The organism is Blastococcus sp. TF02-09 (assembly GCF_003319105.1).
Taxonomy (GTDB): Bacteria; Actinomycetota; Actinomycetes; order Mycobacteriales; family Geodermatophilaceae; genus Blastococcus.
In genome coordinates this window covers 279,750-304,060 of sequence record NZ_QOHH01000004.1, presented here as the reverse complement: position 1 = coordinate 304,060, position 24,311 = coordinate 279,750, and the positions used below count along the sequence as shown (strand labels likewise).

At 68.6% G+C, this 24,311-nt stretch carries 20 protein-coding genes and 1 pseudogene; 10 read left to right on the top strand and 11 right to left on the bottom strand.

What is annotated here, in order from left to right:
- Nucleotides 1-5: 5 nt before the first annotated feature.
- From DQ239_RS08860 to DQ239_RS08855, 3 genes and pseudogenes are all read left to right on the top strand, one after another.
- Nucleotides 6-938, top strand: a pseudogene (locus tag DQ239_RS08860) (aconitase family protein); the annotation flags it as partial.
- 30 nt (nt 939-968) lie between these two features.
- On the top strand, nt 969-1,238 hold the full coding sequence (locus tag DQ239_RS21275; protein WP_304542453.1) for a hypothetical protein: 270 nt from the start codon (nt 969-971) through the stop codon (nt 1,236-1,238).
- 426 nt (nt 1,239-1,664) lie between these two features.
- A complete protein-coding gene (locus DQ239_RS08855; RefSeq protein ID WP_233488958.1) occupies nt 1,665-3,410 on the top strand; it encodes a metallophosphoesterase in 1,746 nt (581 codons plus the stop codon).
- Between the two features lie 13 nt (nt 3,411-3,423).
- Here the strand turns inward: DQ239_RS08855 and DQ239_RS08850 are convergent, their stop codons facing one another.
- Nucleotides 3,424-4,563 carry an AI-2E family transporter gene (locus DQ239_RS08850; protein ID WP_158544811.1) on the bottom strand — a complete coding sequence of 380 codons (1,140 nt, stop codon included), beginning with the start codon at nt 4,561-4,563 and terminating at the stop codon, nt 3,424-3,426.
- Nucleotides 4,564-4,661: 98 nt separating this feature from the next.
- Complete coding sequence (locus DQ239_RS08845) at nt 4,662-5,171, bottom strand: hemerythrin domain-containing protein (RefSeq protein ID WP_113834068.1); 510 nt, start codon at nt 5,169-5,171, stop codon at nt 4,662-4,664.
- A 321-nt stretch (nt 5,172-5,492) separates the two neighbouring features.
- On the opposite strand from DQ239_RS08845, the gene DQ239_RS08840 reads away from it, so the two are divergent.
- Nucleotides 5,493-6,107, top strand: coding sequence for a PepSY domain-containing protein (locus DQ239_RS08840; RefSeq protein WP_113834024.1), 615 nt, complete (start codon nt 5,493-5,495; stop codon nt 6,105-6,107).
- A 13-nt stretch (nt 6,108-6,120) separates the two neighbouring features.
- Nucleotides 6,121-7,167 (top strand): formamidase, encoded by a 1,047-nt coding sequence (locus DQ239_RS08835; protein ID WP_113834023.1) that lies wholly within the window; start codon nt 6,121-6,123, stop codon nt 7,165-7,167.
- 662 nt (nt 7,168-7,829) lie between these two features.
- On the opposite strand, the gene DQ239_RS08830 is transcribed toward DQ239_RS08835, so the two are convergent.
- The 4 genes from DQ239_RS08830 to DQ239_RS08815 all read right to left on the bottom strand — a co-directional run bounded on the left by DQ239_RS08830 (nt 7,830) and on the right by DQ239_RS08815 (nt 11,244).
- Nucleotides 7,830-8,171, bottom strand: a complete 342-nt coding sequence (locus DQ239_RS08830) for an STAS domain-containing protein (RefSeq protein ID WP_233488962.1) — start codon at nt 8,169-8,171, stop codon at nt 7,830-7,832.
- Nucleotides 8,172-8,817: 646 nt separating this feature from the next.
- Nucleotides 8,818-9,723 (bottom strand): DUF5996 family protein, encoded by a 906-nt coding sequence (locus DQ239_RS08825; protein WP_199582787.1) that lies wholly within the window; start codon nt 9,721-9,723, stop codon nt 8,818-8,820.
- 187 nt (nt 9,724-9,910) lie between these two features.
- Nucleotides 9,911-10,240 (bottom strand): GNAT family N-acetyltransferase, encoded by a 330-nt coding sequence (locus DQ239_RS08820; RefSeq protein ID WP_113834020.1) that lies wholly within the window; start codon nt 10,238-10,240, stop codon nt 9,911-9,913.
- Nucleotides 10,240-11,244 (bottom strand): pirin family protein, encoded by a 1,005-nt coding sequence (locus DQ239_RS08815; RefSeq protein WP_113834019.1) that lies wholly within the window; start codon nt 11,242-11,244, stop codon nt 10,240-10,242. The genes DQ239_RS08820 and DQ239_RS08815 overlap by 1 nt, the downstream gene beginning before the upstream one ends.
- A gap of 239 nt (nt 11,245-11,483) precedes the next feature.
- Here DQ239_RS08815 and DQ239_RS08810 point away from each other — a divergent pair, with 239 nt between their 5' ends.
- Nucleotides 11,484-13,220 carry a pyruvate dehydrogenase gene (locus tag DQ239_RS08810; protein WP_113834018.1) on the top strand — a complete coding sequence of 579 codons (1,737 nt, stop codon included), beginning with the start codon at nt 11,484-11,486 and terminating at the stop codon, nt 13,218-13,220.
- Nucleotides 13,221-13,543: 323 nt separating this feature from the next.
- On the opposite strand, the gene DQ239_RS08805 is transcribed toward DQ239_RS08810, so the two are convergent.
- Nucleotides 13,544-14,809, bottom strand: coding sequence for an NAD(P)/FAD-dependent oxidoreductase (locus tag DQ239_RS08805; RefSeq protein ID WP_113834017.1), 1,266 nt, complete (start codon nt 14,807-14,809; stop codon nt 13,544-13,546).
- A 1,053-nt stretch (nt 14,810-15,862) separates the two neighbouring features.
- On the opposite strand from DQ239_RS08805, the gene DQ239_RS08795 reads away from it, so the two are divergent.
- Nucleotides 15,863-16,630 (top strand): alpha/beta hydrolase, encoded by a 768-nt coding sequence (locus DQ239_RS08795; RefSeq protein ID WP_113834015.1) that lies wholly within the window; start codon nt 15,863-15,865, stop codon nt 16,628-16,630.
- Nucleotides 16,631-16,681: 51 nt separating this feature from the next.
- Nucleotides 16,682-17,872 (top strand): hypothetical protein, encoded by a 1,191-nt coding sequence (locus tag DQ239_RS08790; RefSeq protein WP_158544810.1) that lies wholly within the window; start codon nt 16,682-16,684, stop codon nt 17,870-17,872.
- Between the two features lie 250 nt (nt 17,873-18,122).
- On the opposite strand, the gene DQ239_RS08785 is transcribed toward DQ239_RS08790, so the two are convergent.
- A complete protein-coding gene (locus tag DQ239_RS08785; protein ID WP_113834013.1) occupies nt 18,123-18,311 on the bottom strand; it encodes a hypothetical protein in 189 nt (62 codons plus the stop codon).
- Nucleotides 18,312-18,654: 343 nt separating this feature from the next.
- Between DQ239_RS08785 and DQ239_RS08780 the strand changes: the two genes are divergently transcribed.
- Entirely contained in the window at nt 18,655-18,939 is a 285-nt protein-coding gene (locus DQ239_RS08780; RefSeq protein ID WP_233488960.1) for an alpha-hydroxy-acid oxidizing protein, read from the top strand.
- 327 nt (nt 18,940-19,266) lie between these two features.
- On the opposite strand, the gene DQ239_RS08775 is transcribed toward DQ239_RS08780, so the two are convergent.
- On the bottom strand, nt 19,267-20,211 hold the full coding sequence (locus DQ239_RS08775; RefSeq protein WP_199582785.1) for a pirin family protein: 945 nt from the start codon (nt 20,209-20,211) through the stop codon (nt 19,267-19,269).
- Nucleotides 20,212-20,400: 189 nt separating this feature from the next.
- Between DQ239_RS08775 and DQ239_RS08770 the strand changes: the two genes are divergently transcribed.
- Nucleotides 20,401-21,117 carry a DUF981 family protein gene (locus tag DQ239_RS08770; RefSeq protein WP_233488959.1) on the top strand — a complete coding sequence of 239 codons (717 nt, stop codon included), beginning with the start codon at nt 20,401-20,403 and terminating at the stop codon, nt 21,115-21,117.
- Nucleotides 21,118-21,828: 711 nt separating this feature from the next.
- Here the strand turns inward: DQ239_RS08770 and DQ239_RS08765 are convergent.
- Complete coding sequence (locus tag DQ239_RS08765) at nt 21,829-22,686, bottom strand: HNH endonuclease (RefSeq protein WP_113834011.1); 858 nt, start codon at nt 22,684-22,686, stop codon at nt 21,829-21,831.
- The gene (locus DQ239_RS08760) at nt 22,686-24,257 is read right to left on the bottom strand and encodes an AAA family ATPase (RefSeq protein ID WP_158544809.1); all 1,572 of its coding nucleotides are present in this window, start codon (nt 24,255-24,257) and stop codon (nt 22,686-22,688) included. Before DQ239_RS08760 ends, DQ239_RS08765 begins: the two co-directional genes overlap by 1 nt.
- Nucleotides 24,258-24,311 lie beyond the last annotated feature (54 nt).

The window sequence follows — 24,311 nt, the reverse complement described above, 5'->3', positions numbered from 1 at the left end:
CGTACCTGGAGAAGCTCGGCTTCTACCTGGTCGGCTACGGCTGCACCACCTGCATCGGCAACTCGGGCCCGCTGCCCGAGCCGGTGTCGAACGCGGTGAACGAGGCCGACCTCGCCGTCGTCTCGGTCCTGTCGGGCAACCGCAACTTCGAGGGCCGGATCAACCCCGACGTCAAGATGAACTACCTGGCGTCCCCGCCGCTGGTCATCGCCTACGCGCTGGCCGGCTCGATGGACGTCGACCTCAACAACGAGCCGCTCGGGCAGGACGCCGACGGCAACGACGTCTTCCTGCGCGACATCTGGCCCTCGCCGCAGGAGGTCCAGCGGGTCATCGACCACGCCGTCTCCGCGGAGCAGTTCGGCCGCAGCTACGAGGACGTGTTCGCCGGCACCGAGCAGTGGCAGAACCTGCCCACCCCGACCGGCGACACCTTCGAGTGGGACGCGGAGAGCACCTACGTCCGCCGTCCTCCGTACTTCGAGGGCATGCCGGCCGAGCCGGCCCCGGTCGAGGACATCACCGGCGCCCGCACCCTCGCGGTGCTCGGCGACTCGGTGACCACCGACCACATCTCGCCGGCCGGCTCGATCAAGGCCGACAGCCCCGCGGGCAAGTACCTGCGCGAGCACGGCGTCGACCGGCGTGACTTCAACTCCTACGGCTCCCGCCGCGGGAACCACGAGGTCATGATCCGCGGCACCTTCGCCAACATCCGGCTGCGCAACCAGCTGGTGCCCGGCACCGAGGGTGGCGTCACCAAGAACCACCTGACCGGCGAGACGACGACGATCTACGACGCCTCCCGCGCCTACATCGACGCCGGCATCCCGCTGGTCGTGCTGGCCGGCAAGGAGTACGGCTAGGGCTCGTCGCGCGACTGGGCGGCCAAGGGCACGGCGCTGCTGGGTGTCAAGGCCGTCATCGCCGAGAGCTACGAGCGCATCCACCGCTCGAACCTCATCGGCATGGGCGTGCTCCCGCTGCAGTTCCCCGAGGGCCAGGACCGCGAGTCGCTGGGCCTGACCGGCGACGAGGAGTTCTCGATCACCGGGATCACCGCGCTGAACGACGGCTCGGTCCCCCGCATCGTCAAGGTCGAGGCGAAGTCGAAGTCGAGTGCTCCGATCACCTTCGATGCCCGCGTCCGGATCGACACCCCCGGCGAGGCGAACTACTACCGCAACGGCGGGATCATGCAGTACGTCCTCCGCTCGCTGCGGGGTTCCACCGCCTGACTACCCCACGACGGCCGAGGTCCCCCCTGCTCGAGAAGTCGTAGGTCGTACACACGTGGCGCAGCTTTTCGGCAAGGTGGGCTGGGTTGACGCCGTCGAGGGCTGGCCGGTGCAGCGGCGGTCTACGTGTCGTGCCGCAACCTGGGGCCCCCGTTCGCCTGAGCATCTCGCCGTCCTGATGGCCTGGCCGGGACAGCGAACCCTCGCCGGTAAGGACGTGACGCCCCGAAAGGGAAAGCTCCGACCACCTCATTGGCAGGGCGCCGCGCGCCGCCGTCGAGACGCTGTGGGGCCACATCTCCGCCGTCCCAACGCACCGTGGGTATGCGTGCCGCGATGACGTCTGATGGCGGTTCTGAGTTGGCACCCGAGCACATACTTCGCTGTGGATGAGCCGGGTGGGGGCCAGCCGGAGATGATGCTTGCGTGCAGCCCAGCGAACACCGGAACGACGACGAGCGGCCAGACGCGGACCCGGAAGCGGCGCGTCCGGACACGCTGGTTCGTGGCGACAGCCGCGCCGCGCGCCTGGCCCGACGGGCGCCCGCAGTGCTGGCCGCCCTGTTCGCCGGCCTGGTCCGTTGGACGCTGCGCCTGGTCCTTCCCTTCGCCGGCGCGGCTGCCCTTCTGCACTCCTTTCCGTATCACGCCACTGTGCAGGGCGTGCCCTTTCGGGTGGAGGGCTCGCTCCTCACCCGGCCTGGCCTTTCGGCCGAGACGACGCTGGGCAGCTGGGTCTTCCCGGACCTGAGCGGGCTGCCGTTCGGTGTGCACATCACGCCGGAGGACATCGACGTTCTCGAGCTCGCACGGGCGGCCGGCGAAGACCGGGCGGGGTTCGCGCAGCGGCTGCAGGCCGACGCTGCCGAGCAGTTGCCGCGGATCGCCGCCTGGCTGGTCGCCGAAGTGGTCCTCGGCCTCGCGCTCGGCCTGCTCGCCGCCGCTGCGATCAACATGTCCATGCGCTATCTGCGGAGACGACCGCGCCGGCCGGACGAGCTACGGCACCGGGTGCGCCAGCTCGGCGCGGCCGGTGCCGTCGTCGTGGTCGTCGCGGTGTACGGCTGGGTGACCTACAACCCCGACTGGGCACGCCAGTCACGGTTGACCGGGACCCTGGCCGCAGCCCAGTTGTTCCCTGGGCAGCTCGCGGACTACTACACCCAGCAGTCGAAGGTGTTCGACGTCCTCGGTTCGATCGTGGGCCTTCAGGCGTCCCTGCAGCAGCAGATCGACGATGACCGGGCGGCCGGGACGGCGCTGCAAATCATGTTCATCTCGGACATGCACCTGGCCGCGAACTATCCGCTGGTGCAGGCCTATGCGGACAGCTACGACGTCGACTTGATCGTGAACACCGGTGACGAGAGCGAGTTCGGCACCTCGATCGAGCTGACCTCGACCTACCTGGACGCCCTGAGGGCGGTCACCGCGGACACCCCGATGCTCTGGATCGCCGGCAACCACGATTCGCCCGACACCGTGGACGTGATGCGCTCGATTCCCGGTGTCACGGTGCTCGGCGACAAGCGGTCCACCGGCGACGGCTTCGAGGTGACCGCCGGGGTGGTGCAGGCCTACGGCCTGACCATCGCCGGGGTGTCCGATCCCCGAACCTACGGCGGCCCGGGGGCTTACGGCTCGGACGACGGCTCGGTCACCGGTCCCCTCCAGCGCTCGGCTACTGACGACGCCCTCGCCGATGTGACCGACGAGGATGAGGAGGACCGCCCGTTCCTCGACATCTTCGCCGCCCACGGGTCAGTGATGGCCGGCGAAGCACGCGAGCTGCTCGGAGACCGGATCCGGCAGACCAACGCCGGCCATGTGCACCGGCAGAACGATCCCGCCGACGTCCAAGGTGACGCCGGCATCGACCTCGTCGAAGGCTCGACCGGTGCCGGGGGGCTGGACAACATCGCGCGGGGTAGCGCACGGCCACCGGTGGCTTTCAGCATCGAATCGGTTGCCGATGACTGTCAGTTCACCCGGGTGATCCGCTTCCAGATCCGTTCCATCCGCCCCGAGGAGACCTCGCCCGCGGAAGCGGCAGACCCGCAGGCCTTCGGCAGCGACGTCACCGCCTCCACGATCTACCTCAGACCACAGGAAATCGCAGAGGACCGCTCATGCGGGACCGAACTCGGTATTGGGGAGGCAGAGCCCCTGTGAGCGAAGCGCGGAGTCAGGGTGCTGGTTCTACAGGTGGCGCGGCGGTCGAGCCGGCTGGAAAGTGGCGATCGAGTGCTGGCGGGTGGGGCAGGTTGTCGCGGGTGCTCCGGCTGTAGGTAATGGTCGCCGCCACGATGGCGCCGACCACGGGGACGGCGAGGAACAAGCCCACGATGCCGAACGCGAGCCCCGCTGTGGTTGTCAGCAGCAGCGTCACCAGCGGCGAGAAGTTGACCGCCCGGGACAAGAGCAGCGGGGACAACACGTTGCCCTCGATCTGCTGGACTGCGAGCACGATGACCAGCGCCCACAGGGCGGTACTCCAACCCCCGGCGACGAAAGAGACGCCCACGGCGGCGACGCCGGCGAGGGTGGCGCCGATCATGGGGATGTACCCAAGGACGAAGGTCAGCGCGCCAATGGGAACCGCCAGGGGCACTCCCAGCACGAGCAGCCCGCCACCGATGAAGATGCCGTCGATCAGGCCGGTGAGCGTGGAGGCGTAAAACCACCCGCCGGTCGTGGCCATGACCGCCCGGAAGGCATCGGTGGCAGGCTGTCGGTTGTCCTCAGGAAGCAGACCACGGAATTGCCGCCATAACTCGTCACCGCCGGTGAGCGCGAAGATGGCGAAGAAGAAGGCGATGGCGAGCACCGTGGCAAGGCTGCTGAGAGCGTCCAGGCCGGTGAGGAGCCCGGAACCGACGCCGTTGAGAAGCCCGCCGACCGAGGCCTCCAGCTCCGCAAGGACCTGACGAGCCAGCGGAGAGTCGTCGGTCACCGGCAAGTCGGCTGCCCAGTCGGTGAGCGAGTCCACCAATGACCTACCCGCTGCCACCAGTCCCGGGATGTTGGCGACGATCTGGGAGACCACGAACCAGAGCAGAAGAACGAACGCGCCGAGAAGCAGGGACACACTGATGATGGCGGCCAGCACCGGCGGCACCCGGTGCTCGCGAAGCCAACGGGCAACCGGCCACAGCATCGACACCACCGCGAAGCCCAGCACCACGGCGGTGCTGACGACCGTCACCTGAAGGGCCAGCCACAGCACTGCGGCAACCGCGATGAGGATCACCAGGAACCGGGCAGCCAGGCCGGCGCCGCGATCGAGCCAGCGCGGATAGGGGCTGCTGTCACGCGCCGCCGTCACACAGTCAGCGTAGGCCCGCAGTCGTCGCCCGCCAGAGCGACGCGGGTCCACACGAGATGCGCCGACTAACCGGCGGATCCGCGCGCCGAGGTAACAGTTCAGGTGTTGTCGCTGATGTACCGCTCGGGGTCCTTGTCCCGGATAGGAATGCCCGCGTAATGCTGAGACTCGTAGGTCAGGAACTGCACGGCGATGTCGTGACGGGTCTGCAGGTCAGCGTGACGACGGAAGTCAAGAAGATCGTCGCGTTCCTCTCCGCCCATGTGGTCGTCGTTGGCTTTGCGTGCCTCCCACACCGCTGTCCACCAGGCGTCGCTGCCCACCTCGTGCGCATCGGCGGCCCGGACCGCGTCGCGGATGTCGTTGTGGTCCTTGACCGCTTCCTCGACCTCATCGTGGACATCGCCGTCCGGTGTGCCTTTCCCCAGCCGCAGCAGGCGCGGGTAGAAGAACCGCTCCTCCGCCTCGGCATGGACCCCGAGGAGCACCGCCAGACGTGCCCACACCGCGGCGAGGGCAGTGGTGTCGTCACGCGGCATCTCATCGAGGACCGCAAACATCCGCCGCTGCTGGTGGTGCTGCTCCAAGATCACTTCGGTGATGTCCATGCCCTCAAGAATGCTCGTCCCGGCGAGCCCCCGCGCCCTGATCAAGTTCTCCATCCGGAACGGGCCCGCCGGACGCAGTACGCCGGGGACGCCTCGAAGCCCCCGGAACGCATCGACGCCCGCATGGGACGACGAGAGCTGACACGCCGAGCCGTCGACCGAGTGTGCTGCCGAAGCGGTGAGGGTATCCCGTACTCCTGTTCCGACCTCTGGAAAGACAGGTGCATCGCCATGCTCTCGTCTCGTTCCCAAACACCGCTCTCCCACCGCCGCGGCATACTCCACCACCGGCCGAGGCACGCGAATCGGGTCGTTCTACCGGTGGCGGCGATCATCGCGCTGACCGCGGCCGGTTGCGGCGATGACTCGTCGACGACGGATTCTGCCGGGCAGTCGGAGTCGTCGAGTTCGACCAACTCGTCGGCACCGTCCACCACGGCCTCCGGCAGCGCAACGTCGTCGAACTCTCCGTCCTCGTCTTCCTCGGCGGCCGGTGGCCCCTCGGTCAGCCTGGAGGACGCCGGTGCCGCGGCGCTGCAGGCCGTTCCGGACAGCACGGTGACCACGATCGAGACGGAGCGGGGCGGCACCATCTGGGAGGTGCAGGTCGTCACGAGCGACGGCACCGAGCAGCAGGTGGACGTCGACGCGGAAACTGGTGACGTCGTTGATGGCCCCACCGCAGAGACCGACAGCGACGCGGACAAGGCGAAGCATCGCGATCGGGTCGCCGCAGCCGAACTGGACTACCGGGCCGCCGCCGAGATCATGCGCACCACAGTCCCCGGCGCGCAGATCACCGAACTCGACCTCGACTCCGAGGCCGGCCGGACGGTGTGGGAGGCGGATCTCGTCGAGGCGAACAACACCAAGCACGAGGTGACGATCGACGCAGCCTCGGGCGAAGTCCTGCAGAACAACGTCGACGAGGACTGAGGGGCGACGAGGCATGACCGGTCTGGGTGGCCTGAACCCCTCCCCCGGCGCGATGGTGCTGGGACTGGTACAGCAGCAGGTGCCGATCGTCAATGAGCCGGCCGATTTGAAGGCCGCCGCCGAGAAGATCGCCGGAATGGTGACTGGCGCCAAGGCCGGCATGCCGACCCTCGATCTGCTCGTTTTCCCCGAGTACGGCCTCCACGGGCTCAACCCAAAAAGCTGGCTCCGAGACGATCTGCTGTGCGACCTCGACGGACCCGAGGTCGAAGTGCTGCGCGGAGCGTGCACGGACAGCTCGGTCTGGGGGTGCTTCTCCCTGATGGAGCGCAACCCCGACGGCGCGCCCTACAACAGTGGGATCATCGTCGACGCCGACGGGGAGATCGTCTTGTACTACCGCAAGATGCATCCGATGGTTCCTCTAGAACCGTGGGAGCCCGGAGACGTCGGCATCCCGGTGTGCGCCGGGCCGGCGGGGTCGACGCTGGCTCTGATTATTTGCCATGACGGGAACCTGCCGGAAATGGCGCGTGAGGCGGCGTACAAGGGTGCCAATGTTATTTTGCGCACCGCGGGTTACACCGATCCGATCCGCCATTCGTGGCGGATTACCAACCAGGTGAACGCATTCACCAATCTCGCGTACACCGCGTCCGTCGCGCTGACCGGAGCTGACGCGACAGGGATCTGGTCCATCGGCGAGGCAATGATCTGCGATGTCGACGGCACCGTCCTAGAGCAGGGCGACAACTCTCCAGACCGGATCGTCACCGGCGAAGTCGTTCCGGCGCGCGCCGACGAAGCCCGCCGCGGCTGGGGCGTGGAAAACAACATCTACCAGCTCGGCCACCGAGGCTACGTCGCCGTGCGCGGTGGCGCGACCGACTGCCCGTACACCTACATGACGGACCTGGCCGCGGGGCGCTACCAGGTGCCGTGGGAGGACGAGGTCGAGATCACCGACGGCACGTCAGTGGGATACGGGCCCCCTCGCGAGCCCGGCAGCACCACCGAGACCCACCGCACCGACGCTCCCAGGCAGACCACCGGCGGGTAGAGGACCAGCCGCAGACTGGCGATCCTGCCGGCCGCGTTGCCCGGCGATCAGAAGGCGCGACTCGGTCGCATGCGCAGTCGCAGGCCGTCAGGGTCGTAGGCCAGGTCGTAGATCGGCCTGATCAGCCGCCGGCGCATCTCCCGCCGGCATGCGCGGGATGACTTTGCAACTGCCCAACTGGACGTGGGCCGACGCACCCTGCGCCGTACCAGTCCTCGAGTTGGTCGGCCGATCGTCAGAACTCGTGCGCCGCGCCGTCCGGGTCTAGCAGGTCGGCGTCGCCCCCCCTCGGCTCGCCCTAGGTACTCGCGCATCAGGCCCAGGCGCAACTGGCGGGCGAACATGTGGGCACCTTCCCCACCCAACCCGGATCGACCGGCTCCGCACGTCCGGCTGCTCATCGAGGATCGCGGCGGTCAGTTTCGAAGTCGTAGGTCCACAACCATCGGTTGAGATTGGCGCTTCCCACGCAGTGACCTTCGCGTGCAAGTAGATGGGATACCCGGCGCCGTTCTCCAGGTCGAACCGGTGCCCGAAACACCGCGCAGCGCCTGCTGCGGCCATGCCCCTGTTGCCAACGTCAAGAAGCGGTCGGACGGGCAGGGTTCGGCGAGGGACCGTGGGCAAGCCGGGACCACGAGTCTGCCCGCCGAGCACAGCGGTCAGCTCACCTCCGAGGAGGTGAGGTGATGATTGAGGCGTAACCGGCTCAGCGCCTGCTGCAGCGATGGTGAGGCGCCAATCAGCGTGATCTGCCGTCCGTGGCGTACCGCGCGGCGATAGGCGACGCCGAGTAGGCGCAGGCAGGCAGTGTCGCTTCCAGCACTTCGACTAACGTCGATCACCCATCTCTCGTTGTGCGTATGCACCAACGCCGAAATCGCGTCATGGACCAGATGAGCGGTGCGGTAGTCCAGCCGCCCGTCGACCTCAAGTCGTCCACCGGCGAGATCGAGCCGGACGGTGAACGGAATAAGTTCGACAATCGGAAGGCACCCGGACATCGACACTGAGTCTCCTCGCCTTGACCGGCACGAATTGGCAGAAGCTGCCGTATCCCACGTGGGGGGTGTCGTTCATCGGCCGGCGACTCGACCGCTTCCGATGATACGGAACGTCGTCGACGTGGACAACGGATAAGCGTCTGGCGCGACGCGCAGGGTTGGTCCACCAGCGTCCGCGAGGGCCCGGCCGAGACTGTTCGACCGGTAAGGGTTGTCCAATGCCGCGGCCGGAAGTGCGTCGCTCGCCACGCGCGAGCCCATGGTGCATTCGCTCCGCTGCGCGTAGGGATTGGGCAGGTTGTGAGCTGCGTCCGACTGGTTTGGAGGCGCACCCATGCTGCTCGTCCTCAGATGAAACCTAGATAGCACAGCCCTCCGGCCGTCGGCCGGCGTCAACGACAGAGTTCTCCCCGATGGTCACCCGGGCGCCACGATGGCCCCGCCGCCCAGCCAGACGGGTTCGGGCGCCGGGCCACCGGTCGGTGCGTCTGCGCGGCCGATCAGGCGAAGATTGAAGGACAGGGACGTGCGGCGGTGGTGCCGGCGGCCGGACATACCGCTCTTCGATCTTGTGGAGGTTGTCTGCGAGGACTTGTCCAAGGTCGACGTCGCACCGCCGGGCGAGTGCGGCTCGCACCGGCGCCACCTACTGCTTGAGGTGGTCTAACCGACTCGGGTCGTCCTCCAGCGCCGCACGATCCCAGCGCCCGTGCACGGCGGCCGCCTCGTAGGTCGCCTGCAGGAACTCGGTCAGCGTCGCGTCCGGATCGGCTGCCTCGGCGACCACCTCGTAGGGCAGCAGGTACTCGCTCAGCTCGTGGCTGTAGAAGGCGCCTTCCGGGAGCCCCGGTTGCTCGGCGAAGCCGGCCGGCTCCGGATAGGCGTAGGCGTAGAACGCACCCTCCTCACCCCCGCCGGGCCAGAAGCCGGCGCTGGACAGCTCGCCGGAGTAGCCCTCGACCATGACCCAGTCCGGGCAGTTGGGCGCGCCACCCGGATGCGGTGGGGCCGGCCGGCCGGAGAACCGCGTGCAGGCCAGGTCCATCGCGCCCCAGAAGAAGTGCACCGGGCTGACCTTGCCGACGAAGTGGGACCGGAACTCCTCCAGCACGCGGTCGGCCTGCAGCAGCTGCCGCCAGAACGAATGGGCGGCCGCGCGGTCGTAGGAGGCGTGGACGTGGTCCTCAGCGAAGGGAATGGCCTCCTGCACCTCGTTGGGGCTGGCGTGGATGGGCGTCTCGATGTCCAGCTCGTCCAGTGCCGCCATGGTCTGGCCGTAGAACTCGGCAACGGACTTGGGCTCGAGGGCCACGGTTCGTTGCCGGCCGTCGCTGTGCCGGATGCGCAGCAGATGCTCGATGAAGTCGAACTCGATGTCGAAGCTGCCGTCGGCGTACGGCACGGCCGAGGTGGTCAGGCCTCGCGGGCTGACGTACAGCGTGGTCTGCCACCAGTGGTTGAGCATCGGCGCATGGGCCATCCGGACCTTCCCGACGATCTGCAACCACAGGTGCAGGGTGTCGCGGGTGTCGATCCAGTCCGCAACCCGCAACCGCGGCCATCGACCGGACCGTTTCCCCGCTGGATCGGTCGTCCCACCGTCGGTCTCCGCACGCATCCGCCGAGTCTGCCGCCCTCGGAGCCCGACCGCGACCGAAGCCGACGGGCGATGCCGGCTGCGTCCACGTCCCGTGATCGGTACTCGGGCCCTGTGCCGACGCTCGCCTTGGAAACGATGGTCAGTCGGTCACCCGGCTCTCGGGTCGGCGGTAGTCGAGGTCGTGGTACTCCGGGTTGCGGTCCATCCACCGCTGGACGAACGGGCACAGCGGCAGCACCGGCCGTCGCTGAGAGCGGACGTCGTCCAGCGCCGCGCCGACCAGCTCCCCGCCCAGCCCCTGCCCCTCGAAGCGTGGCTCGATCTCGGTGTGGGTGAAGACGATCAGCTCGTCGGTCCGCTGGTATGCGGCGAACCCGGCGAGCTCGCCGTCGGTGAACATCTCGTACCGCTGCCGCTCCGGGTTGTCGACCACCCGGCGACGGGCCGTCGCCTCCGACCGGCTGCTCATCAGTCCAGCGGCGAGTCGGTCTCGGTGACCAGCAGGTCGGTCGGGGCGTTGTGGACGGCGGGGATCTGCCCGAGCCGGCCGGCCTGAAAGTCCTCGAATGCCTGCCGCACCTCGGCCTCGGTGTTCATCACGAACGGCCCCGCCCACGCGACCGGCTCGCGAATGGGCCGGCCACCGAGCAGCAGCACCTCCATGTTCTGCGTCCGGCCATCCTGCGTCGCATCGGCGGCGACGGTGATCGCGTCCCCGTCGCCGAGGACGGCGAGCTGCCCCATCTGCAGCGGGCGTCGCTCGGCGCCGACCGTGCCGCGGCCGGCGAGCACGTAGACCAGCGCATTGAAGTGTTGCTCCCAGGGCAGCACCATGCGTGCCCCCGGGCTCACCGTCGCGTGCACCATCGTCATCGGGGTGTAGGTCTGGCCGGGCCCGCGCAATCCGGCCAGGTTCCCAGCGATCACCCGAACCAGCGCGCCGCCGTCGTCGGAGGCCAGCAGCCGCACCTGATCCCCGGCCAGATCCTGGTAGCGGGGGTCGATCCACTTCTGCGCCTTCGGGAGGTTCACCCACAGCTGCAGCCCGTGGAAACAGCCCCCGCTGGCGACCATTTCCTCCGGCGGCGTCTCGATGTGCAGGATTCCCTGACCGGCGGTCATCCACTGCGTGTCACCGTCGGAGATGACCCCGCCACCACCCAGCGAGTCGTTGTGCTGAAGGACGCCGTCCAGCATGTAGGTGACCGTCTCGAACCCCCGGTGCGGATGCCAGGGCGTGCCCTTCGGTTCGCCGGGCCCGTAGTCGACCTCGCCCATCTGGTCCAGGTGGATGAACGGGTCCAGATCGGCCAGGTCAACTCCCCCGAACGCGCGCCGCACCGGAAAGCCCTCGCCCTCGAACCCCCGGGGCGCCGTCGTAACGCTGCGCGGAGCGCGCTGCCGAGCGAGCGCCGGGTCGGGCACCGGGATGCGCGGCAGGACGGTGATGTCCTCGACGGTGACAGCAGGCATGGAAGTCCTCCTCGCTCACTGACCGGCCACCGGATGCCGGACGGGTCGAGGCTTACTACCCGCACTGGCAACTGGTAGCCATCGGTACACGCTGACGCGCCGGAGTCGAAGGACGGGAGGCGTAGACGCAGGCGCAGGCCGGGCGGCTGACGAGCCGGGCCGGGCCTGCCGCTTGCCCGGGTGGGCGACGGGTATGGGCGGCTCCAGACAACCAGCGCCACGTGCCCAGGAGCGTCCCCATGGCCCACCCCGCCGTTGCCGAGCAACTGGTCCAGATGCTGCGCGATGCCGGCGCCCGGCGCATCTACGGAATCGTCGGCGACAGTCTCAACCCGATCGTGGACGTCGTCCGCCGCACCGAGGGCATGGAGTGGGTCCACGTCCACAACGAGGAGGCCGGCGCGTTCGCCGCTGCGGCGGAGGCCCAGATCACCGGCCGTCTGGCGGTGTGCGCGGGCAGCTGCGGGCCCGGCAACACGCACCTGATCCAGGGGCTCTACGACGCCAACGGCAATGGCGCGCCCGTGCTGGCCATCGCCTCGCACATCCAGTCGCAGGAGATCGGGACCAGCTTCTTCCAGGAGACCCACCCGGAGCGGACGTTCCAGGACTGCTCGCTGTGGTGCGAGATGGTCACCCCCACGCAGATGCCGCATGCCCTACGGGTGGCGATCCAGGCCACACTGGGGAAGCGCGGGGTCGCCGTCGTCGTCCTGCCCGGCGATCTGGCCGCCGCGAAGTCCGGCGGCCCGACGACGACCACCGCGATGGTCACCCGACCTTCACCGGTGGTGCCGGCGGCCGAGCAGGTCCAGGCGCTGGCGGACGCCATCAACGGCGCCCGCACGGTCACGCTGTTCTGCGGTGCCGGGTGCAGGGACGCCCACGACGAGGTGATGGAGCTGGCCGGAAAGGTGCTCGCCCCGGTCGGTCACGCGCTCGGCGGCAAGGAGTGGGTCCAGTACGACAACCCCTACGACGTCGGGATGAGCGGCCTGCTCGGCTACGGCGCCGCGCACAAGGCCACCCACGAGGCCGACCTGCTCGTGCTGCTGGGCACCGACTTTCCCTACGCCAACTTTCTGCCCCAGCGGCGGACCGCACAGGTCGACGCGAACGCCGACCACCTCGGTCGGCGCAGCCCGCTGGAGGTCGCCGTCCACGGAGACGTCGGCGAGACCGTCCGAGCCCTCCTGCCGCTAGCGGAGCAGAAATCCGACCGGGCGTTCCTCGACACGATGCTGCGCGAGCACGCCGAGGCGCTGGAACGGGTCGTCGACGCATACACGCACCGCGTGACGACGATGCGGCCCATCCGCCCCGAGTACGTGGCGGCGCAGCTGGACGAGCTGGCCGCCGATGACGCGGTGTTCACCGTGGACACCGGCATGTGCAACGTCTGGGCCGCCCGCTACCTGACCCCCAACGGCCGGCGCCGCGTCATCGGCTCCTACCGCCACGGCTCGATGGCCAACGCCCTCCCCCACGCCATCGGCGCGCAGTTCGCAGCGCCCGACCGGCAGGTGATCAGCATGAGCGGGGACGGCGGCCTGGCGATGCTGCTTGGGGAACTCATCACCGTCCGGCAGCACCGGCTGCCGGTCAAGATCGTGCTGTTCAACAACGCGTCGCTCGGCATGGTGAAGCTGGAGATGATGGTCGACGGCATCCCCGACTACCAGACCGACCACGAGCCGACGAACTTCGCCGCGATCGCGCAGGCCGTCGGCATCCCGTCGATGCGCGTGGAGGACCCAGCGGAGGTGAGCACCACCCTGGCAACCGGCCTGTCGCAGCCGGGGCCCGTGCTCATGGAGTTCGTCACCGACGCCAACGCCTTGTCGATCCCGCCGGCTATCACCGGCGAGCAGGTTCGCGGCTTCGCCCTGTCGGCCACCAAGCAGATCCTCGGCGGCGGCGTCGGCAAGATGATCGACCTGGCCCGCGCCAACCTGCGCAACATCCCGCGTCCCTGACCAACGCCCGGCGGGTGTCTCGTGTCCGGTGCACGCCGAGCACCACACGAGGAGAGGGACCCATGGCATCACGCACGGCGACGTGTGGTCGGCGATGATCGACTACGGCTTCCCCGTGCAGTTCGGATCCTCCTGACGCCGACGAACGCCGACCCAGCAGCGACCGTGGGGCTCGCCGTTCTCGGCGAGCGGGTCGGCCTGGACCTCGTGACGCTCCAGGACCATCCGTATTCGACCTGCGTCGCTTCGCTGGCGACGTCGCTCCTGCCGTCCAGACTCGGGTGGCCGCCGAGCGATCCTCCATGCCGCCGTAGAACCGCGAGTCAGGGCAGCCCCTCGAGCTCGGTGAGGCGTCGATGCGCGAGCGCGACTGCCATGGCCCCCTCGCCGACCGCGCCGGCGACTCGTTTAGTACTGCCGCTGCGCACGTCACCGGCGGCGAAGAAGCCGGGCACGCTGGTCTCCAGGGTGAACGGGTCACGCTCCAGCGGCCAGTCCGCGGGACGTCGGCCCGCCGCCAGCAGATCGGGGCCGGTGACAACGTAGCCGCGAGCATCGGTCTGCACCCCCGCACCGGCCGCCCACCCGCTGCGCGGCACACCGCCGATGCACACGAACATCGCCTGTGCGGCACGCTGCTCGATCCTTCCGCCACTGTCCTCGACCGTTACCCGGCTCAGCCGTTCGGCCTCGGCATCCACCTCGGTGACCTGTGAGCCCAGCCGGACGTCGATGCGCCGGTCGGCCTCGATCCGGTCCACGAGATACCCGGACATCGACGTGCTCAGATCCTCGCCGCGCACGAGCATCGTCACCCTCGCTCCCGCCTTGGCCAGCTCCAGGACCGCCTGCCCGGCGGAGTTGCCGGCTCCGATCACGGTCACGTCCTCGCCGCCGCAGTGGAACGCCTCGCTGCGCCCGGCGCCGTAGTAGACGCCGCGGTCGAGCAGCTCCTCCAGCCCCGGGACTTTCAGCCGACGCCACTCCATCCCCGGGGCGGCGATCGCAATCGTCGAGGTCACCGACACGTCGCCGGCCAAGTCGAACCGCACGTCACCGGACGGGACGACCTCGTGGCCGACGACGCCACGCAGTAGCACCAGGTCGGTGCCGAAGCCGACGGCCTGGCGCCACGCCAGCCGTGCGAGCTCGGCCCCCCCGATGCCTTCAGGAAAGCCGAAGAAGTTTTCGATCATCGCCGTGTGCGACGCCTGCCCACCCGGCGCCTCGCTCTCAACCAGCAGCGTCGAGAGACCGTCCGACGCCGCGTACACAGCCGCGGCCAGACCGGCCGGCCCCGCTCCGACGATGGCCACGTCGTAGTGAGCGCGCGACGGCATCGTCGGCACGTCCCAGGCACGAGCGAGAACCGCGGCCGTCGCGGCGACGATGCTGGCGTCCCCGTCGATCACCACCGGCAGCGGCTCCCCAGTCGCGCCGTGGCGACCCAACAGCTGCTCAGCGTCCTCGGAACCGGCCTCGTACCAGTCGAATGGTTGCGCGATTCGGGTCAGAAAGTCCCGAACCCGATAGTGCTCGGGGTCCAGACGATGACCAACGACGGCCACTACTGGCCGGAGAGGACTCATTTCGCGAACCTACCCGTCGCCTGCCCCTCCTTCGGATGCTCGTATCTGCCCTCGGGATGTGACAGCGGATGTGCCTCAAAGGCTCCGGACAGGTAAGTGCCGCGGGTGGTTCAGGGCTCGACTTCGTCGAGCGGGCCCCGAACAACCGAGGTAGCCGTTGGACAGGCTGAAGACAAATCTTGCGGTGGCAGACGCCGCTAGGTCGACGAACGGCTCGCGGACCGGCCACGGGTCGGCGTCCAGGGTCGGTGCGGTCAGGTCGTCCCCGTTCGTGTCGTCCGGATCTGCGCGGGGACGTCGAGCTGTGTCCTCTCCCCGCCGTACCCGCTCATGGCTACTAGCGATCGGCTCCTGGCTCACGCACCTGTTCGATGTGGTCGGCATGCGGTGGCTCTTGGATCCGCCGCCGCGCACGGTCGGGCTGCAATCGCCGCCCGCAACGACAGGCGCGCAGGCTCCGCCAGACGGGTCGTCATCGCGGCGCGAGCCCCGTCCGATCGGCCTACCGCGGCAGCCACAACGGCGATGGGTCGGTCGTGCCGCCGGCTGCGCCCGCTGATCAGCCAGAAGTCGCTCGCTTCTCCGCACCCCACCGCCGGACACGCCGGTAGGAGACCGTGAACGCAGGTGATGTGCCAGGGACCAGCACGGACCGGTGGGTGTCCTGAATGAGACTCGCCCGCACCGCAAGGATCGCCCTCCTGACAGTCACGGCGGTCTTGGGAGCTGCCGGTGGGCTGCGCACCACCAGCAGCTCTATTCGCGAGCCGCGCCTCGGGAGCATCGCTGAGCAGCGTGTCCGCTGCTGGTCGGGGCGCAGGCGATTGGGGAAACAGATTGGCGGTCCGCGGCAACGTGTACGCCCGCTGTGGTCACCGGCGATCCTGGTCGCCGGTGGTGTCTGTGGGTTCGTGCTGGTCGGCTTATTCGCGTTCCTGGGGCTGGCCAGCGAGTTCGAGACACTCACCCAGGCCGCTCACGCGGCCTGACCGCCCTACCGATCAGAGTCAACTGAAGTCCGGGCAGTCCCACTGCCCACGAATCGAGGTCTACGTGACGCTGGATTGGGTCCCAGTGGGGCCGTGGCGAGTCCACACCCGGCTGCTGGGCCCCTCGGCCGATGAACTGGACACCGCTGTATCCGTGTGCGGCGACGTGGTGCTGGTGCACGGGCTGGGCATGTCCGGCCGCTACCTCCTCCCGGTGCAGCGTCTACTGGCCGAGGACTTCCGTGTCTTCGCGCCCGACTTGCCCGGCTTCGGGCGGAGCACACGCCCTGCACGCCCGCTCACGTTGCCGGAACTGGCCGATGCGCTCGTCACCTGGATGGACGCGGTGGGGCTGGAGCGCGCAGGCCTGTTCGGCCACTCCCTGGGGTGCCAGGTCGCCGCGCATGTCGCCGACCGCCACCCGGATCGGGTCTCCTGTCTCGTGCTGGGCAGTCCCAGCCGCGATCCACGAGCTCGCCAGCCGTGGCAACAGGCGCTGCGACTCCTGGCGGATGCGCCGCGGGAGGCACCGAGCCTGTTGCCTATCGCGGTCTCGGACTACCTCCGGGCCGGGCCCTGGCGCATGTGGCGGACCCTGATTGAGTCGATGCAGACGGATGCGACCGACCGGCTGCGCCGTCTCCGCCACCCCGCCCTGGTCGTGCGGGGTGAGCGTGATCCGGTCGTTTCTGCGTGGTGGGCAGATCGCGTCACCAACCTGCTCTCCGACGGCGAACTGGTGGTGCTTCCCGGCGCCCCGCACGGACTCGTCTTCTCCTCCCCCGACGCGCTGGCCCAGGCTGCCCGTCCGTTCCTGGCCGAGCACACCTGACCACCGTCCTGACACGAGGTTCGACCAACCCTGGGGCGGGCAGACCCCACCGTGCTCTCCGTCGTCCGCCGCCGTCTGCACCACCTCGCGCGCCGGTTGGACGCCGACAAATACCTCTTCCTGACGCTGCTGGGCTTCGGCGGCTCGATCGTCATCACCCGGCTCTACCTCGAGCTGACCGGCTACCCGACCGTCGGCGGGGGCACCCTGCACATCGCCCACTCCGTCTGGGGCGGCCTCCTGCTGTTCGTCGGCGGCATTCTGCCGTTGGTGCTTAAGAACCGGTCGGCGTTGCCCTGGGCGGCTCTGCTCACCGGTGTCGGAGCGGGCCTGTTCGTCGACGAGATCGGCAAGTTCATCACCGACGACAACGACTACTTCTTCGACGCCGCCGCCCCGGTCGCCTACGCCGTCTTCGTGCTAGCCCTATGGGTCTACTTCCGGGTCCGCGGTCAGCGCGACCACTCGCCCCGCTCCCAACTGCACGCGGCGCTCGAGCTGCTCGGCGACGTCGTGGACCGCGACCTCTCCCGGGACGACCGCCGGGAGCTGGAGCGCCGCCTCGAGTCCGCCTGCAGCTCGGACACCGAACGGCTATCGCGGCTGGCCGGCGACCTGCTCGAACTCACCCGCAGCGGGGCGCTGGACGGCGGCATCGACGAACCCGGACGGCTCCGGCGGCTGGCCGACCGGCTCGACCGGTGGGCCGACCGGCACCTCGTCGGCGCGCGGTTGCGCCGGCTGACCGTGGCGGCACTGACCCTGCTGGGGATCGTGGCAGTCGGCGATCTCGCGGTCGTCGGGTACCTCGGCGTCGACCTGCAGGACGGATCGACCACCGGTCTCGCCGACGCGGCTAACGACTACGCCCGGGTGAACATCCAGGACGGGATCGGCGTCACGCTGCTCCTGCTGCGGGTCGGTCTGGACCTCGTCGTCGGCGCCCTGCTGCTCGTCGCGGCGGTCCAGATCGCGCGCGGCCGCGACCGGCGGGGCGTGGAGCTCGGCCAGGGTGCCCTGCTGCTCGCCCTGACCGTCGTCAACGTGCTGCTCTTCTACACCGAGCAGTGGATCGCCGCCGGTGCCGCCGCCGTCGAACTGGCCGCGCTCGGCCTGGTCTGGCGCTTCCGCAAGAAAATGCTCCAGGGAGGCCCGGACAAAGAGGACGACGGCGCGCATCCGGGCGAGGAAGTGGCCCCGGCCGGCGGTTCCTCGGTCAGGCAGCCGACCGGAGGACGGTGAGCTGGCCGGCTCTTCTCTGCACCCCACGTGTACAGCGCCGAGGTCTCGGAGGCCACTTCGACCAGGCCCGGGGGCGGAGACCGACCACCGACCCGGACACGAGGCCCAATTCTGGTATTCCTTCGGAATCCTGCAGTAGTCGAAGACCACCTACTTGCCGCTACTGGCTCGACTGCTGGGACATGTCTTCCTCAACGCTGAGCCAGAGGGTGACCGCGCAGTTCCGGAGCTACGTACTTGCGGTGCGGAGTTACGCGCTTGTGTGTCGTTTCACCCAGCCGAGGGCTGCGGTGGCGACGAACAGAACGGCTCCGACCACGACGAGCCAGAACAGCCCCTTCACGACGGCACCAATGATGATCAAGACCAGCCAGATGATCAACAAGAACGCGATGAGTCCGAGCACTGCGACCTCCGGGTAGCGACTGATGACGTACATGCTCCATGCCGAACCACTCCACACCTAACGAAGCCGTTCGTCACCCGACCGTCACGCCGAGTCGGACGAGCGCGACTCCCGAGCTCATGAGCGGTCAGCCGACTGCGGTTTTCGGCCCGAGGCCGTGAGGACTACCAGTGCGCGTCCAGCAGCGGCGCAGAGCCGGAGATGGCTCTGAAACAGCCGCGGGTAGCCGAACTCTCAGCTCACCGCGATGCATAGTCTGGCGCTTAGCAGGCTGGGCCGCGCTCTCGCGGAGGCAACTCATTCGACGACAAGATGAGCGCCATCCGGACCCCGCCCGCCGTCGCCGACGCCGTCGGCGACCAGATCTGGCGTGCTCATGGACGGCGGCATTCGCCGCGGTTCCGACGTCGTCAAGACCCTTGCCCTCGGCGCCCGGACCATCATGATCGGCCGGGCACTCGTGGCCCCTGGCCGTCCGCGGCGAGCAGGGGGTCACCGAGAGGTGCCCGAACTGTTCCGTAGCGGCATCCGGCGGGGGCTGCGGACGGTCAAGGCGTCGTCCACCCATGACGTCCACCGAAGAGGTATGGCCTCCTTAACCCTTGGGGTTGAGCCAGGAGCTGAGGTCGGCCGGGCTGAGCACTGTTCGCCCAGGCGGTGATTGCGGAAGCAACCTCCGCCATCTGTGGGTGCAGGCAGGCGGTGATGAGGTCATTCATCGGCGTCGGCAGGGAGCGACGTCGAAGCCGTGCCATCTGCCCGACCCCGCAGGATCTCCTCCGGAGAGCCGAGATCGCGGACCGGTTCGTGGCTGCGCTCGGCTCGAGGCCGCCAGAGTAGAAGTGCCCGCCGGGGGGAGCCGACCGTCGGCGGGCAGCAGTGCCGCGGCGCTCTCCGCCGTCATCGGATCTGCAAGCCGGGCGTCATGGGCAGGACCGTCGCCGGTTCCTGGCGGCAGCGCCACCCCACAGAACGGTCCATCAACGACCTACCCCCAGGCGCTGGGATCGCCGGGCCCAGGCGGGGTGAGCCGGGGCTTGAGCCGGACGGTCGGCAGCGGCGGCGCGGGCAGCCGGGCCACCTCGCCGGTGTAGCCCTGCACCTGTCCGAACCGCTCCGAGCCGGCCTCCCACTCCTCGCGAAAGCCGCCGATCTCTTCGTGCGTGCGCCCGATGAAGTTCCACCACATGATGACCGGCTCGTCGAACGGCTCGCCGCCCAGGAGCATCAGGCGGGCGGGTCGGCCCATGGGGTTGGTGAGCCGCAGCCGGGTGCTGCCAGGGGGTCGATAGCCGAGTTCGGCCGGTGCAAGCTTGACGTCGTCGAGGATGACCGGCCCGGCGTCCACAAGCACGCCGTGCTCGAACTCCGGCGCCACGTCGAGCACCACCTGCGCCGAGGGGTCGAGGACGAGCTCCGCGCCGAGGAGCGGGCTGGCGGTCGGGACCGGCGACGGGGAGCCCGCCAGGGCCCCGAGCAGCACCCTGGCGACGGCGCCGTCCAGGTGCAGCGGCTCGGGGACGTGATGCACGAAGTTCCGGTCACCGGAGCGCGCGGAGTCGGGCAGCGCGGTCCAAAGCTGGACGCCGTGCAGGACACCGCAAGAGGCTGTGGAGACTTCGGAGTGTGCGACCCCGCTCCCTGCGGTCATCAGGTTCAGTTCCCCGGGCCGGACGATCTCGTGGGCGCCGGTGGTGTCGCGGTGCTCGATCTCGCCGCTGAACAGCCAGCTGACCGTCTGCAGGCCGGTGTGCGGGTGCGGGGCGACGTCCATGCCGCCGGTGGCCGCGACGTCGTCGGGCCCGTAGTGGTCGACGAAGCACCAAGCGCCGATCAGGGATCGGGCGCGCTGCGGCAGGGTCCGGCGGACCGTCATGGCCCGAGGCCCGCCGAGCGGGACCTCCCGGCTGGAGATGATCTGGACATCGCTCACCCGGCTCACCCTTGCAGAGGACGCCGACGGAGGTCGACCGCTCGTGCCCTGGCACGGGCGCTGGCCGGTGAGCGGTTTACGGAGGCTGCACCCAGAATGGGGGATCCAGTGATCGAGGAAGGGCACCGTGATCGGGCTTGACTCCAGGTCACACCGGTGCAGCGAGGAAGGGACACCGTCGTGGCAGCGATGGATGTGCTGGCGGCAGCCGACGAAGGTCTCACGATCGACTGGGAGAACATGCCGACTTACAACACGGTCATGTCCGTGGCAGCCGGGTCGGGTCTCCTGCTCTTGTCAGGCCTTGGGTACCTGCTTGTCAAACGGCGCCCGGTGGCATTCGAGGGCTGGGCGCTTGCCTTCGCCGTCTTGGGATTCATCCTGACGACGACCGGTCTGCACATGGCCCTCACCTGGCCGCTCGCACCGGAGTTCCCCTTCGACAACATCATCTTCGGGGAGACCTCGCTCGCCTTCGGGGTCATGCTGCTGGGAGCAGCCTTCTTCCTGTGGCGGCGTGGCCCGGTCCTCGCAGCCGAGAACGATGCCTTCGCGTCCCTGGCGGAAACGTTCCTCCCGCTTTCCGTGTTCGCCGTGGGAATGGGTCTCGGCTGCTTCGGTATCGCAGCAGCCGGGTGGCGATACACGCTCTTCGCCGCCCCTCCCGAGGAGCCGATCTCGGGCAACTTCGCCGACTACCCTGTCCTCGAGGCAACCTTCATTTCGATGCTCTACGTCCTCGTCGGTGTGGGCGCAGTCCTGTTGCCACTGGTGCTCAGGGGACGCCGGCTCAACGCCGTCGCCTGGATTGCCGGAGTCTGCTGGGCTCTCTCCGGCGCAGCGTTCTTTCTCTTCGGCGCCCTGAACTTCTTCACCCACATCGGGCTGATCGTCAACACCATGTGACAGCTGCCTCTCGGCCTGCACGCTATCGGACCGGATTTCGACGTGGCAGGCCTCGCTGAGCCTGCCGATCAGAACAGGAAGTAGCGCTGCGCCTTCGGCAGTCCTGTGGCCGGTTCGTGTTCGATCCGCTCGCCGTCGACCCGGACGCTGTAGGGGTCGAGGTCGACCTCGATCCGGGGCAGCGCGGTGTTTCTACGGCAGGTCCTCCTTGATGCGTCCGCGCACATTGTCGACGGCGACCAGCAGACGACGGGTGCTCAGCTGGTCGGCCACGCGTCGTCGATGGCGGCCTGGGAGACGAAGACGACCGCGGGATCGACAGCCGCCGGGTTGGCGACGTTGTAGCCGAGCCGCGGCAACGGGGGTGAGGATCAAGGCGTTCGGGTCACGAGGGCGGCGACGGCGGCCAAGCGCCTCGTGGGACACGGTGTTGCCCCGGGGCCAGGAGCAGCACGTTGACCGGTCAGGGGTCGACGGCAGCGGGCATGCGCTGTAGCCACCACGACCCCGGAGTGGTCAGCGTCGCCTTGGAGCCCCCGGTCGGGCCGGTGCCGCCGCCCACCACGGTCGTCGTCCCTGCGGCTAGAGGAACCGACGCAGCGGACCGCACGTATCCGCCCGCGACGGCACTGAGGAGTGCACAGCCAGCAGAAGCGTGAGCAGGGACCGGCCAGCGACGACAACCGCGAGGCAGCCGCGCCCGGTCCTCGGTCAGTCGATCGCGATACCTTCACTGTCCGGGATGTAGCGAAAGCCCCCGGCGCAGAAGGACCAGGAGCCGCCGAGCGCCTCCATCAGCGTCGAACGCCAGTGGTTCACGCCGCGAAAGCCGGCGACTGAGCGCGCCAGCTTTTCAAGATAGCGCTGCACGGCCTGTGCTCCTCCGGTGGTGAACTCCTCCTGGCAGGTCAACTTGATCTCACCCATGGCCGAGATCGCGTTGTCCCCGTACAGGTCACCCAGCCGCAGGACAGAGAAGTGCCTGGCGAGCAGCTCGTAGGTCTCGGCCGACATCGTGGGCGACTGGATGACGGCGAAGTCCACCACGAGCACGCCGTCGACCAGCTGAACCTCCGCGGTCAGCCATCGCTCCGTCGGGAGCCGGTGGTGATAGGGATGGAGGAACAACGGTTGCCCGTCCTGGCGGTACCGGTCGCTCTTCATGTGGTTGCACCGCCCGCAGGCAGGAGCCAAGTTTGCCTGCAGGATGGCGAACTCGGGGTACACCGCCTTGGGCAAGTAGTGGTCGATCTGGCCGGCCTGCTGGTCGGCGCAGAGTACGCATCGGGCGCTGCGCTTCAAGATGGCCGGCTTGACGTCGGCCGTGCTGGTGTTGTCCAACGACGCCCAGTTGCTCTCCATGGCCCGGTGGGCGACCGACGTTCGGTCAGTGACCATCGGAACGAGCTGGACGAGGCCGGCGCCGGCGGCATGGTAGGCGACATAGGCAGTCGCGATCTCGGAGACGTGGTCGACCAACCAACTCTTGCCGACGCCGGCATTGCGTGACGCGATGACTGTCTCTAACAGAACGCCGTCATCGAGGGAGGGTGCAGCAAGGGACAGCATCAGTCGCGGGGGGCGGCCGAACGCCGGTATCGCACGACCATGGCGCGCCCCTGAGCGCTCAGTCCAAGCCGAAACATGCCCTCGATCTCGGTGACCGCATGCCGGCTGGCCAGCTCCCGAAGGGTGCCCTGAAAGTCGGTGGCCGAGCTGTCGAGGTGAAAGACGCTGCGGGTGATGGCGCCGATCCCTTCGGCGAACGTCTCGATATCGACGGCGGACAGCCTGGTCTCCTGACCGAACCGCGAAAGAACGTGGACGTGGTCGGCCGGGATCTCTTGCAGGACGACAGGGCTGTGGGTCGCCACCACAGCGAACGAGTCGTGCGCCTGCAGGAGATGGTGCACGGCTTTGAGCAAGGCAGCCACGAGCGGTGGATGTAGATGCGCCTCCGGTTCGTCGAGCAGGACCAGCGAGCGCTGCCGGAGGTTCGCCGCCAGCTGAGCGACGATGTTGAGCACGAACTTGTGGCCGGTGCTGGAGTCCGCGAACTCGCTGTGAACCCTGTCCGCGGGCAGGGTGACCAGTTCGGCCGGGTTAATTCCGATCCGCCCGAACGACGGCTCTGCGGAGAGATGCCGCAACGCTTCGAGTAGGTGAGGACGCTGGCCGGGATGATCCCGCGCCTGGCCGAAGGCGTGCTGAAACTCGGCGGTCAGCTCGTCAATGCCCTTGAGTTCCAGAGTTTCTGCCGCTACGCGCTGCCCCTCTGCCTCGTTTGCGGCTGACGCATCGCCCTCGGCCGAATTGTCGCCCGCAGCCAGGCCCCGCCCCGTAACCTCTGCCGAGGTCGAGCTGCTGAGGCGTCGCAATCCGCAGTAGGTGTAGCCGAAGAAGTTCGTCTCCCCCGGCTGCTCGACCGACGGACGCGACGGTGGTCGGACGAAACTGTCGAACGCGCTGTAGGACACGGCGATCACTGCACCGAAGAATGTGTCTTCGCCGGTGAGCTGCCCGAGTTCGCCGCCCGCCGGCTCGGAGAGCAACTCGGCGTCCCGCACTCGACTGGCCGCTGAGGCAAGATCGGCGAGCAGCTTCGTCTTGCCGACCCCGTTGTAGCCGATGACGACGTTGACGCGTCCGGGCAGTTCTCGGGTGTCATCGAACCGGAAGGCCGCGGTCGGTGCGTCTGCGCGGCCGGTCAGGCGAAAATCGAAGGACAGGACCCCAGGAGCCCTTTGGCGATGCTGAGCCGTGCGGAGTTCGGCGTCCAAAGCCGCCTCCGCTTGGCCGTAGCGTAGCAGCGATTTCCGCCACGCGCTCTCCCGTTCCAACTCCGCGATCTCTCTCGGGGACAGCAGGGTCACGTCCCGAATTGCGCGCAGGTAGTCGGCTCGCAAGTCCGGCCGGACTCGCAGCATCTCGTAGTACAAGGGGTCCTGCCCAAGGGAGTAGTAGTCCTTACTGAGCTGCGTGAAGGAGGTCGGTACGTCGGTGCGCCCTGCTTCTTGGCCGCGACGAAAGATCTTCACTCCACCGAGCACGACCGTCTCGCCGGACCCGAGTATCAGTTGTGCCTCGAACAGCGTTTTCAGCCCGAAGTCATCCCAGTTGTCCTCCCCCAGGTATGCCACGGCCGCCTCGCCCCGCCTCGGCATCGGGCGCACGGACCGCTGGAATCTCATGGG